10 protein-coding genes and 1 pseudogene are annotated in these 12123 nt (G+C 66.8%); 5 read left to right on the top strand and 6 right to left on the bottom strand.

Annotated features, from left to right (window positions below; all coding sequences use genetic code 11):
• Positions 1-51 precede the first annotated feature (51 nt).
• Both DC347_RS01740 and DC347_RS01735 read left to right on the top strand, forming a co-directional pair.
• Positions 52-258, top strand: coding sequence for a hypothetical protein (locus DC347_RS01740; RefSeq protein ID WP_018760638.1), 207 nt, complete (start codon positions 52-54; stop codon positions 256-258).
• 204 nt (positions 259-462) lie between these two features.
• Entirely contained in the window at positions 463-882 is a 420-nt protein-coding gene (locus DC347_RS01735; RefSeq protein WP_109044255.1) for a hypothetical protein, read from the top strand.
• A gap of 91 nt (positions 883-973) precedes the next feature.
• Here the strand turns inward: DC347_RS01735 and DC347_RS01730 are convergent, their stop codons facing one another.
• On the bottom strand, positions 974-3439 hold the full coding sequence (locus DC347_RS01730) for a hypothetical protein (RefSeq protein WP_109044254.1): 2466 nt from the start codon (positions 3437-3439) through the stop codon (positions 974-976).
• A gap of 6 nt (positions 3440-3445) precedes the next feature.
• The gene (locus DC347_RS01725) at positions 3446-4132 is read right to left on the bottom strand and encodes a hypothetical protein (RefSeq protein WP_018760641.1); all 687 of its coding nucleotides are present in this window, start codon (positions 4130-4132) and stop codon (positions 3446-3448) included.
• 351 nt (positions 4133-4483) lie between these two features.
• Between DC347_RS01725 and DC347_RS01720 the strand changes: the two genes are divergently transcribed.
• Positions 4484-5545, top strand: a complete 1062-nt coding sequence (locus DC347_RS01720; RefSeq protein WP_109044253.1) for a sodium:calcium antiporter — start codon at positions 4484-4486, stop codon at positions 5543-5545.
• A gap of 261 nt (positions 5546-5806) precedes the next feature.
• Here the strand turns inward: DC347_RS01720 and DC347_RS01715 are convergent, their stop codons facing one another.
• Both DC347_RS01715 and DC347_RS01710 read right to left on the bottom strand, forming a co-directional pair.
• Entirely contained in the window at positions 5807-8017 is a 2211-nt protein-coding gene (locus tag DC347_RS01715) for a transglycosylase domain-containing protein (RefSeq protein WP_109044252.1), read from the bottom strand.
• A 155-nt stretch (positions 8018-8172) separates the two neighbouring features.
• Positions 8173-8808: a LysE family translocator gene (locus DC347_RS01710; protein ID WP_109044409.1), complete on the bottom strand. Its 636-nt coding sequence runs from the start codon at positions 8806-8808 to the stop codon at positions 8173-8175.
• A 173-nt stretch (positions 8809-8981) separates the two neighbouring features.
• On the opposite strand from DC347_RS01710, the gene DC347_RS01705 reads away from it, so the two are divergent.
• Together DC347_RS01705 and DC347_RS01700 are read left to right on the top strand one after the other, a co-directional pair.
• Positions 8982-9746 (top strand): VOC family protein, encoded by a 765-nt coding sequence (locus tag DC347_RS01705; protein ID WP_109044251.1) that lies wholly within the window; start codon positions 8982-8984, stop codon positions 9744-9746.
• Positions 9747-9812: 66 nt separating this feature from the next.
• Complete coding sequence (locus tag DC347_RS01700) at positions 9813-10727, top strand: DMT family transporter (RefSeq protein WP_109044250.1); 915 nt, start codon at positions 9813-9815, stop codon at positions 10725-10727.
• Positions 10728-10742: 15 nt separating this feature from the next.
• On the opposite strand, the gene DC347_RS01695 is transcribed toward DC347_RS01700, so the two are convergent.
• The gene (locus tag DC347_RS01695; protein ID WP_109044249.1) at positions 10743-11255 is read right to left on the bottom strand and encodes a hemerythrin domain-containing protein; all 513 of its coding nucleotides are present in this window, start codon (positions 11253-11255) and stop codon (positions 10743-10745) included.
• A gap of 358 nt (positions 11256-11613) precedes the next feature.
• A pseudogene (locus DC347_RS01685) lies at positions 11614-12123 on the bottom strand (hypothetical protein); the annotation flags it as partial.

Genomic DNA, 12123 nt, shown 5'->3' with positions numbered 1-12123 from the left:
GGCGATTGTGCCCCACAGCACGGTCAGGACCCCGAACACCAGGAGGACAGTATGGCTGGAATCAATGCTAAGTTCGACAAGGAATACCTCGACAAAGGCATCGACGACTTGGCTGCGGCGCCAGTCGAAGCACTGAAGGGCCTTTCCGAGGGCGACGCCCAAAAGCTCAAAGAGGCGCTGAATATCAAGACCGTCAAGGACTTGGGGACCAACAAGTTCTTCCTCTGGGCCCAGGCCGTCTCCAAGCTGGCGGAGTAGCGGGCACAGGCACGGAATCCGAAGGAAGCCCCTGGCGCACACATGCCAGGGGCTTCCTGCTGGTCAGGGGCACAAACACCAACGTTCAGCGGCCCAAGAATCTCCACAGCGGTTGCACAGCGGAGCCCTACATCGGGAACAGCCGGGGCCCGGATGCTTGATTCATCCCCCTCCAGCGGAGGGCCAACCCAGAAGGAGCCCCACATGAAGACCACCGTAAAGTCAGCGATCGCCAGCCTCGCCCTCGCAGCAGCCATCGGCGGTGGCGCCTTGGCCAGTGCGGCGTTGCCGGCCAATGCCGCCACTACGGACTCGAGCACCAGCCAGTCCAGCACCGGCACGTCCACCAGTCAGGCTCCGCGGGACGAATCAAAGGGCGGCCACCAGGCCAACGGCATCACGGAGACGCTCCTCACCGGGGACACCGCGACCAAAGTGACGGACGCCGCCCTGGCGGCGAACCCCGGCGCCACCATCCAGCGCGTGGAAAACGACGCCGAAGGCGCCACCTACGAGGCCCACATCATCAAGTCGGATGGAACGCGCGCCACCGTCTACCTGGACGCCTCCTTCACCGTGACTTCCACGGAAACCGGCGGCCCCGGCGGCGGCCCGCAGGGCTGACCCGGAAGTACAGTAACCCAACAGGAAACCCATTGAGCCCGGCACCCTTTTCACAAGGGTGCCGGGCTCAAAGGTGCAACCGGTCCGGTGGTCAGCCGGCGCTGGAAGTTGGCGCCGGAACAGGCGTGGCACCGTACCCGGCGTCGTTGGTGGGTGCCGGCGTCGCACCCGTAACGGCCGACGTCGGCTGCCCGCCTTCCACGTACTGGCCCGCCGGTGCCGCGGCCGCCCCGGTCCCTGCCGGCGCAGGTGCGGCGGTACCGGCGGGCGCTGTCGCGGGAACCGCAGCAGGGCTGTCCACCGCCGGGGCGGTGGGCCCCGTGGTAGGAACGCCGCTCGGGCCCGCGGACGCCGGGGACGTTGCCACCGAGGTCCCTCCGGCCACGGAATTGCCCTTGACGATGGACGTGATCTGGTCCTTGTATCCGGACAGCGTGGCTTGGATCTCGGAGAGCGGCACGTCCTGGATGTGCCTCCCGTAGTCGGCGATCTGCGCCCACAACGCCTCGAGCTGCTGCTTGGCGGCCGCATCCAGCGGACCGTCGATCGTGAGGACAAGCTGGCTGGCCAGCGCATAGGTCAGGCAGTCCAGGCAGTTGTAGTTGGCGGCCGCGGAGAGGTTCTGCGGCACGATGACATCGGCCTGCCCCACCACCAGCACCACCTGGAAACCCACGGCCACGGCCGCGCACCCGGTGCAGTTGGCGAAAGCGTAGGCCTCGTTGGTGCTGGTCACAGGCTCGCCGTCCTCGGCCCATACGAGTGCGAACGCCACGCTGTAAGCCACGGAGCCGTCGGTGGTGTTGACGGCGAGCGCCTGGTTTCCGTCGGCGGCCGGCGCGGCTGGCCGGTCGAACGGGAACACCCAGGACGGAGCGGATGCGGGCGAGGCACCGCCGGACGCAGTGGCGGACGTTGCACCCGCCGGGGAACCGCCAACGGGCACCAAAACCATGCTCAGCTGCGGGTTGTCCCGGGTGGGCTTGGCGACTCCAGCCGGCCACAACGCAAGGGTCCGTCCGGCACTGCCCTGCCGCAACGCCCCACTGTCACGGACGGGAAGGATGGCCCGGGTGGCATCACCGAGCGTCCCGCGTTCGTACGCCTGGACCGGACGGTACGTCCCGCCGTCGGGCCACCACGCCCAGGCCAGCCCGGCGAGCAGGACGGCCACGGCACCCATGGCGATGGTCCGCTGGACCAGCTTGCCGCGGGTCTTCTGCCACAGCCCCGTCACCAGCTGCCGCAGCAGCCGCACCACGATGTACAGGACGCCGAGCACCGGCACCGCCACCACCACCATGGCCAGCGCCCGCACCGCCACGCCCGCGAAGTCACCGGCGGACAGGCTGGCAGCGAGCTGTTCCTGCTGCTTCCCCGCGCTGGCCCAGCCCGTGGCCAGCAGCCTGGGCAGGGACAGCACCATCATCACCATGCTGAAGAGCAGTACCGGCACGGTGACCAGGACCCAGGCGGTGACGACGGCGCGTGCCCAGGGCTTGAGCACCTTGCTCTCCGGGTTTCCCCACCGCCACGGCAGGATCCCCAGGAGGGTGGGTTTGATCCGTTGGAAGAGGTCCGGCACACCCGTGGCGTCGGCCAGGATGTGGTACCCGTCGTACTTCACCAGCGGGATCAGCTGGCGGACCATCTGCAGGATCTGGGTAACCACCACCAGCAGCAGCGCGTCGAAGCCGGTGGCCCACCACAGCCCCATGATGGCCACCGCCACGATCGCGTTGAAGTACAGGCCGCCGAGGTCGGTGCGGATCCTGCCGCCGCGGCCCAGCCGGTAGGAGTCGGTGACGTCGGTGAAGAATGCAGGCCACAAGAGATACAGCCCGGCCCCCATGGCGCCGGGGGTTGCGCCGCCCTTGCGGGTGGCGGCGGCGTGGCCGAATTCGTGGAAGCCGGCGGAGAGGATGGTGACGGCGAGGATCAGCAACAGGAGGGCGGGCTGGGCAAACGCCTCGTGGGTGGCCGAGCCCAGGCCCTTGACCATGAGCACCCACCAGCAGGCCGCCAGGAACGCCGCGGTCACGGCCACCACGATCAGCGGGTTGAACAGGACAGCGAACGGCGCGGTGATCCTGCGGGTCCGTTCGGGATCCGTCACGATGTAGCGGAACCGCAGGCCCAGCAGCGGGTTGGACTTCTTGACCTCGGGCTGGCTGCCGTCGGCAAGCCGGAGCAGGCCCATCGGGAGCAGCTGCGAATCCATCAGGGTGCGGACGTTCTCCGCGCTGACCAGCCGCCCGGATCCGTCGCTGGCGTGCCGGGCGATTCCGTCGAGGTCCCGGTTCCCGTCCGCCGCTTCCAGCACCAGGTACAGCAGCCGGGTGAGCTGGAGGGTCTGGCCGTCGCCGCGGCGCACCAGGGCGGGCGGCTCACGGTAGCCGGAGCCCTCAGCCGTGCCAAGCAGCTGCACGCCGTCGGCCAGGGCCGGAAGGCGGGCTCCCGCCGTCGTACGTCCTTGGCCCGGCGGTTCCTGGGCGAGGGAAACGCGTGACGACGGCGGGCCCGCCTCGGGAGGCGGGCCGCCGTGGGTTTGGGTCATCTTGGCTTACTGCTGCAGGTTGGACGTCTGGCCGGCGGTGGCGTTGGCCTCGCCGTCGATGTGCTGCGAAATGGTGGCGCTCTGGTCCGAGATGGCATACGCCTGGCTGTCGATGGAACCGATGTTCGCGGCAACGGCCGCATCGATGGGTGCGGCGACGTTGGCGTTCGCGGCCACGGCACCGTTGATGGGGGCGGCGATGGCGGCGTCGGCGTCCAGGTTCACGTCCACGTTCAGCAGGTTGCCGTTCAGCGCGCCCGCTGCGTCGGTGACGCCACCGGTGCTTGTGGGGGCAGGTGCTGTTCCGGTGGTCCCATCCGTGGTTCCGGTGGTGCCAGCATCGGTGGTGCCTGTGCCCGTCTCGGTGGTGCCGTCGCCCTGGCCGATCACGCTGTCCTGGGCGGAGTCGGCATTGGCGTCGGCCACGATGCCCTGGTCAATCGCGGCGTCCTGGTTCGAGAGCGCCTGCGCGTCAGAGCCGAAGGAGAGAATGTTTGCCGAGGCTGCCGCGTCGATGGGGGCCGCCACGTTCGCGTTGGCGGCTACGGCCAGGTCGATGGGAGCCGCAGCGTTAATGCCCAGGTCCAGGTCCGCGTTCAGGTCCAGGACGGATGCCACTTCCTTGTCCGGCAGGGCGGTGGCCTGCTCAGACATCAGTTCATCATCGGTGAGGGGACGCAGTTCGTTGTCCATGCTTGAGAGACCTCCGGTGCGGCGCGGGTGCTCTGCCCCCAGCGGGCAGCCCGCGCCCCACAATAGTAAGCATGATTAGCAGTTTTGCGAAGCACTTACAGGGTCCCGGCGGCGGAGGCCGGCCTCAGCGGCTTCGTGGCCTACTTCTGTTCGGGGATCCAGGCAGGTGCTTCCGCTCCAGTAGGTCCTCGAAGCTGTCCTCGCCCTGCCCGAAAGACGACTCTAACCAATGGAGCGTCAATGCGGGTTTGAGCAGCGTGAAGATGGGTGACCAGCACAAATGTGGGTACGGCCCAGGCATGGGGGAATACGTCACGCGGTTTAGTGACCCCACCAGGAAGGGACCCCGGATTGGAATCACTGCCCCTTGCAGTCCTCCTGCTCATCTTTGCCGCCGCTGCGGCCGTGATCTGGGTGGCCGGGATCCAGCTGTCCAAACAGACGGACATCCTCGATGACCGCCTGCACCTGGGCTCCGCGCTGGGCGGCCTCATCCTGCTGGCCATCGCCACCAACCTGCCCGAAATCGCCATCACCGTCTCCGCAGCCCTGGCCAACAACATTGGCGTGGCCGTGGGCAACATCCTGGGCGGCATCGCCATCCAGACGGTGGTGCTGGTGGTCCTGGATGCCCTGGGCACCAAAGGCGGCCACCCGCTGAGCTACCGCGCGGCATCCCTGACGCTGGTGATCGAGGCGGTCACCGTCGTCGCCGTCCTGGGCGTGGTGATCGCCGGCAGCCAGATGCCCGGCAACCTGGTGGCGTTCCGGCTCACGCCCGCCGCGGTCCTCATTGCGGTGTTCTGGATTATTGGCCTGATCCTGGTGCAGCGCTCCCAGAAGGACCTGCCCTGGCACCAGCAGGGGGACGCCCCCGGGGCGCAGGACAAACCCAGGGGGCACTCCAAGAAGCAGGGCGCCGAGAAGAACAAGCACCTGCGCACCGGCACCTCGGTGCTGATCTTCAGCGTCGCCGCGCTTGCCACCCTGGGCGCCGGTGTGGTGCTGGAACGCAGCGGTGATGCGATCGCCGGAAACATCGGACTCTCCGGGGTGCTGTTCGGTGCCACGTTCCTGGCGCTGGCAACCTCACTGCCGGAGATCTCCACCGGGCTCACGTCCGTGAAGCAGGGGGACTACAAACTCGCGTTCAGCGACATCTTCGGCGGCAATGCCTTCCTTCCGGTGCTGTTCCTGCTGGCGGTGCTGATCACGGGCAAGCCGGTACTCCCCCAAGCCCAGTCAACGGACATCTACCTCACCGCGTTGGCCATCCTGCTCACCCTCGTCTACCTGCTGGGGATCCTCTTCCGGCCGCAAAAGAAGCTGCTGGGCATGGGCGTGGACTCCTTGCTGGTCCTGGTGTTGTACCTGCTCGGCGTTGCCGGGCTGTTCGCCGTCGCGGCTTCCTAGAGCGGGCCGCTATTCGTTGTCCCGGATGTCGTCTCGTGGTGGTCATTCAAAACCGGTTTGAACGATGTCCATGACGGTCCTTCCGCGGGAGCTGTGGAACCAGCCACCCCGGAGCAACCGGGGCCTGCTTGTGCATCCGGCTGCCCCGCGCAACCACCGCGTAGGCCCGTGCAGGCCCCGGCGGCAGGGCAGGGAAGTACGACGGCGGCGCGCACCACAGTGCATGCGGGAACCTTCAGCACCCGGCGGAAGGGGCCGCCGTTACCTGCTCTTGGTGGGCTGCGGGCCGGGGGCGCTGACCAAGCTCTGCGGCGGGGCGTCGAAGTTCCCGTGGTCGAAGAGGCCCACCACGCCCTGCATGTACTGGGCCCATTGCGGCCCGGCAATGTAGGCCCCGTCCACTGCCGGATAGAACTTTCCGTTGACGGTGATGTTGCGCCCCAGCCGGCTGGGCCCGCCGTTGAAGGGGTCGCCGAAGAACGAAGCCGTGGCCAGCCCCCTGGTGTAGCCCACCACCCAGGTCTGGTTGTTGTACTCGTTGGTGCCCGTCTTGGCGGCGTCCGGAACCCCCAGCTTCTGCGGAATCAGCAGGCCCGAACCCTTGGTGAGGACGTCCTGGAGGACGTTGGTGACGGCTTTGGCCACGTCCGGATTCAGGGAGCCTGGCTGGCAGGACGGTGCCTGTCCGCCGATCTTCTTGCCTTGGGCGTCGTCCACTTCCGTGATGGAGATGGGTGCGCAGTAGGTGCCGTTGGCTGCGAAGGTTGCGAAGGCGTTCGCCATGGTCAGGGGGGCAACGTTCTGGCTGCCCAGGATGTTGCCCAGGGTGGAGAGGTCGATCTTTTGGTCGTGCCCGCTGCCCAGGTGCAGCCCTATGGCGTCCGCCGCACGCTGGACGTCGCAGAAATCGTTCAACCCGGCCAGCGACGCGAACGTTGCGGTGTTGATCGACTGGTAGATGCCTTCCCGGACCGTCATGGGCCGGTACCAGTTGGGCTCGTCGTTTTGCAGGTCGGAGGATTGCGGCACGGTGCTGTCGAACCAGCCCTGGACGGGGTGGCAGGTTGTCTTCCACGGGTAGTTGATGCCGTAGCGGCGCTTGGAGGCATCAACCACCTGGTTGGTGGACTTGCCCTCCCCCAGCCACGCAGCGAGGGTGACAGGCTTCATCGTGGAACCGGGCTGCATCCCGCCAACACCGCCGAGGCTGTTCCCGGCGGCGTCGCTGCTGTCCACGTTGAAGTTGTAGTCGGAGACAAATCCGCTGCCTTCGTCCGGCAGCTTCCTGGAGTTCTGCGCCATGGACAGCACCTTCCCGGTACCGGGTTCGATGGTGACCAGGGATGCGCCCCATTTGTCCGGATTGGCGCCGGCCGTGGCGTCCACCTGGGACTGGGCCGGTCCTTGCAGCCGCGGGTCCAGGGTGGTCTTGATGGTCAGGCCGCCCGCCATGATTTTCTGGTCCCGTTCATCCTGCGTGGCGCCGTAGGCGGGGTCGTTTTCGATCTGGTGGAGCACGTAGTCGCAGAAGTACTGGGCCTGGGAGGCGTAGGCGCACCCTTGCTTGGGTGGATTGACCTTGAGCTGGAGGGGTGTGTTCACGGCGTCGTCGTGCTGCTGCTGGTCGATGTAGCCGTGCTGCAGCATGGCGTCCAGCACCAGGTCACGCCGTGTTTTCGCGGCCTCGGGATGGACGGTGGGGTCATACAGCGAGGGGCCGTTGACCAGTCCGGCCAGCAGCGCCCCCTGCGGCAGCGTGAGGTCCTTGGCGTCGACGGAGAAGAAGTACTGGCTGGCCGCCTCGATGCCGTAGGCGTTCGCGTTGAAACCCACCACGTTCAGGTACCCGGCGAGGATCTGGTCCTTCGAGTACTTTTCTTCGAGGCCGATGGCGAGCTTCATCTCCTGGACTTTCTGGTCCAGGCCTTTCTGCCCGTTCAGCACCACCTGGGCGTCCTTGCCCTGGGCAATCAGGTTTTCGTTGAGCATGTTGGTGACGTACTGCTGCGTCAGCGTTGAGGCCCCCTGGTGGCCGCCGCCGGCGTCAATGACCAAGGCACGGAAGATGCCTTCGGGATCGATGCCGCCGTGCTGGTAGAACCGGTAGTCCTCAATGGCCACGATGGCGTTCTTGATGTTGGGGGACATCTGGTCCAGGGAAATCCGGGTCCGGTTCTCACTGAACAGGGTGGCAATCAGTGACCCGTCAGCGGCCAGCACGCGCGTCATCTGGGCAGGGGGCGCCGAGAACACGTCGTTGGGCAGGTCGGATTTGAGCGCAGCGGCGCCGTCAGCCACTGCCGTCTCGGTCACCGCCGCCGCGGGCATCATCAGGCCCGCCACCAGGGCGCCACAGAGCGCGCTGACGCCCAGGAAAAGCGTGATCCAGCCCAGGGTGGTTCCCGTGGCGAGGAAGAGGTTCGTGCGACGGCGCTTGGCAGGTTCCCGCGCGGCAGGGAATTCCTTGGGCATAGGTGTCTCCGGTTCCGCGCGTGGTGGTACAGCACCGGTTGCCAGGTCCCCGCGTCACATCACGCCGGCAACCGTCTTTTCACCCTACTCCGCGAAGAGGGCTGTGACGGACCGGCACCCCGGACCGCGGGACACTGGCAGGTAATTCACAGGAACTACGAGCCGGCGCTTGAGGCCACCATCCCCAGGCCCAAGGCGGCGAGGATGCCACTGCTTCCGCGTTCCAGGGACCGGCTCACCCGGGGGCGCTGCAGCCACGCCATTGCCTTGGCGGCTACGACTGCGACGGCCGCCAGGTACAGGAACCCGATGACGCTTTCGATGGCGCCCAGCACCAGGGCGGTGTTCAGGGTGTTGCCGCCGTGCGGGATGAACTGGGGCACCACCGCAAGGTAGAACAGGCCAACTTTGGGGTTGAGCAGTGTGGAGAAGGCACCGGCGCCGAACCCGGCCCGGCGGCTGTACGCCCGGCGGGCGGGGACTTCGGGGCATGCAGTCCCCGAGGTGCGCCGCGCGCGGATCAGTGACGAGACTCCCAGGTACAGCAGGTACAGGCCGCCGGCGATCTTAAGCCAGCGGAACACCGCGGCCGACTCCTCGAGCACTGCGGCCAGGCCCACACCCACCAGGGCGGCCCACACCAGGGCCGCCGCGGCCGAGCCGAACGCCGCGGCAATTCCGGCGCCGGCGTTCTGCAGCGAGATCCTCAGCACCAGGAAGGTGTCCGGACCCGGGGTGACAGACAGCAGCAGGCACAGCCCGGCGAAGGCGAGGAGGGACACGGGAGCCATGGGCACCATTGTGGCGGAGCCCGCCGTCGGACAGCAACAACGCAGGCACCGCCGCACTGCGATGTCAGGGCACGACGGCGGCCTCCCGGCAAGGGCTGTCGCGGGCGGCCGGGGCGGCACTAGAGTCGGTAGCAGACCACCCTGCTTTTCCTCAACGAACCCCAGGAGTCCCCATGCCCCAGCCCACGTTTGCCCCCGGTGATCCTTGCTGGATCGACCTCATGACCTCGGACACTGAACGGGCCCGTGAGTTCTATTCGCGGCTGTTCGGCTGGACCTACCAGGAAGGTGACCAGGAGACATACGGCGGTTACATCACCGCCCTGGCCAATGGTTTGCCGGTGGCCGGGATGATGACGAACGACGGAGAATCCGGCTACCCGGACGTGTGGACCACCTATCTCCGGGTGGAGGACATCAAGGCCACCGCGGCGGCTGCCCACGCGACCGGCGGCCAGGTTTTCATGCCGCCCATGGAGGTCCCGGAGCAGGGGCACATGGCCATGTTTGGTGACACGGGCGGCGCGGCCGTGGGCGCATGGCAGTTCGGCGGCCACACCGGGTACCAGGCGAAGGGCGAACCCGGCACCCCCTACTGGCACGAACTCCACACCCGCGAATACGCGCCGTCGGTGAAGTTTTACCAGGACGTCTTCGGCTGGGAAACCGACGTCATGAGCGACACCGACGACTTCCGCTACACCACGCTCGGATCCCGTGAATCATCACGGGCCGGCATCATGGATGCCACCTATCTTCCCGAGGGTGTTCCGTCGAACTGGCAGGTGTATTTCGCGATTGGGAACGCCGATAAGGGCGTGGACATGGCTACGTCCCTAGGTGGCACGGTGATCCATCCGGCCGAGGATACGCCGTTTGGCCGCATTGCCGCCCTGGCCGATCCCACGGGAGCGCTGTTCAGGATCGCCCAGCGCTAGGTTGCCGGCTGTGGGCGGGCGTAGCGGTAACGGACCGGGGATGCCGGCCTTGGGTACTGTCAGACCATGATCCAGGCAGCGGCTGTGTCCGCACTGACCTCGTATAACTGGCTGGGCATCCCCATTGCCGCGGCGGGCGCAGTCCTGCTCGCGCTGGGAACCCTGTTCCAGCACCGGGCCGTTGAAGACCAGCCGGCCGCGTCCGGGCGTTCGGCGGGCAGCATGGGCGGCGGCCGCCTTCAGGCCCTGTTACGCCGGCCAGTGTGGCTGGCCGGGACGGGGATGCTGGGTGCGGCGATCGTCCTCCAGCTGACCAGCCTCCGGTTCTCGCCCCTGATCGTGGTTCAGCCCATCGGGGCCATAGCCCTTGTGGTCACCACCCTGGCTACCGTCCGAATGACCCGCAGGCCGCCCGGGCGCCGGGCCCTGACCGCCGTCGCCCTCTGTGTCGGCGGGGTGGGTGTGTTCGTCACCGTGGCGGCGTTCTCGGCGGCGGATGTGGAAATCAGCGACCGGCACCTGGTCACCATCCTGATCGTGCTCGCCGTCGTCCTCGCGTGCGTGGCGATGGCGTACGCGCTGTGGCGCCACCGCTCGGGTGCCGTGGTGTTTACCGCCGGCGCCGGAATCCTGTTCGGTTTCGTCGCAGCCTTAGCCAAGACCGTCATCGCCAGGCTGTTCCAGGGTGATTTCGAATGGCTGTCCCTGACGTGCCTGGCGGGGTTGCTCATTGCGGCGCTGGCAGGCAGCTTCCTGGTCCAGAATGCCCACACCAGAGGTACCCCGGAACTGGTGGTGGCCGGCCTGACCGTCATCGACCCGCTCGTCGCCGTGGCCATCGGCGTCACCATCCTCGGCGAGGCGGCCGCGGCTCCCCCACTGGCCATCGTCCTGTTCCTGCTGTCCGGTGCCACCGCCGTCGCCGGTGTTTTCCTGCTGGCCACGGTCAAGAAACCGGTGGAGCCAAGGGTCACAAGCTGACGGTCACGCCATGCGCTATTCGTTATCGCGGACGTAATCTTCGGGGCTGACGTCCTGGGCCTTGATGCCGGAGGCGTGCTTCGACTCAAAGATGGCGAAGGACAAGCCCAGGCGGTGGCGCAGCTCCAGGGACGCGTGCTGCCGGAAGTCGGTCAGGCCTTCGCGTTCCTCCTCCGCCATGTGATCACCGTTGGCTTCATTGACCTTGGCCAAGGCCGCCCACCACTGCTGCGTCCCCGCCTGGTGCCGGGAGACTTCACTGATGGCGTCCCTGATTTCGTTGTGGTCATGAATCGCATCGGTGGTTTCGTCCTCGGGGGAATCCTTCCCACCTGCGCCCTCCCCCAATTTCAGCAACTCGGGGTAAAACAGGTCCTCCTCCCCTTTGGCGTGGACTTCCAGCAGGATGCGGAGTTGGTTCCAGACAGCGTCGAGGTCTGACGGTTCGGAGCCGTGCATCTCGTCCAGCAGGGCGAACCGGCGCCGTTGTTCGTGGTGGTCGTTCAGAATCACTTCAACGATGTCCATGGTGGTCCTTTCAGAGGGCGGCGGGGTCAACTGCCCCGGGGTGGCGATGAGCCGCTCGCAACGGATACCCCTCAAGAATGGCTCTCAACGGTTCACCTGTTACTCGGTCAATCAAGGCTAACGATGGCAAGTCCCATGCCTAGCAACAACGGCCCGACCAAGCGTGTCCTCGACGCTGGGCCGGGACACTTCCCATCGAAGCTCCAGCCAAGGCGTCCGGCCGTCCGGCGCGAGAAACAGGCGACGACGACGGCCAGGCCGCCGGCCAGGGCGAGGTTGAAAAGGTCCGGCCCGGCGAATGCCTGGTCGGACCTTTTCCATTCCACAAGGGATTTCTTCCCCTCAAGAAATCTCACGGTCAGTTGGAGAGTATTTCTACGCGGTCGGCGGCGGCGTAGGTGCCGGTGGAGGAGGCGTTCTTGGTTCCCGTGATGCGGACCTTCAGGGTGTGCGTGCCGCTGGCCAGGACCGGGCTGGTGTAGAGCAGGTTCTGCTCAGACCGGGACGAGGCGTAGGGGTCCACCATTGTCTCGGGGCCACCGTCGATGGAGACACCCACGATGCCCAGGGCCGAACTCTTCTCGGCGAAGATCTTGGCCTGCGTACCGCTGAACTGCACCTGATAACTGGCGTTGGTGGCGTTGGCAAAGTGGTTGTCCGACTTGTACGCCGTCGCAGGGTTGCTGACGCTCCAGGAACCGCTGTAATTGAACTGGTTCAGCCCCGTACCCACCGTGGCATCATTGAGCTCCAGCGGCGTGTTGGTACCTGCGGTGGTCACCGTGATGGTGCTGGTGGCCGAGCCTGAACCCGTGCCGTTCGTCGCGGTCAGCTTGGCCACATACGTCCCCGCCGCCGCATAACTGTG

Origin of the sequence: Pseudarthrobacter sp. AG30, from assembly GCF_003116525.1 — a bacterium.
Lineage (GTDB): Bacteria > Actinomycetota > Actinomycetes > Actinomycetales > Micrococcaceae > Arthrobacter.
This window is presented reverse-complemented; position numbering and strand designations above follow the sequence as displayed.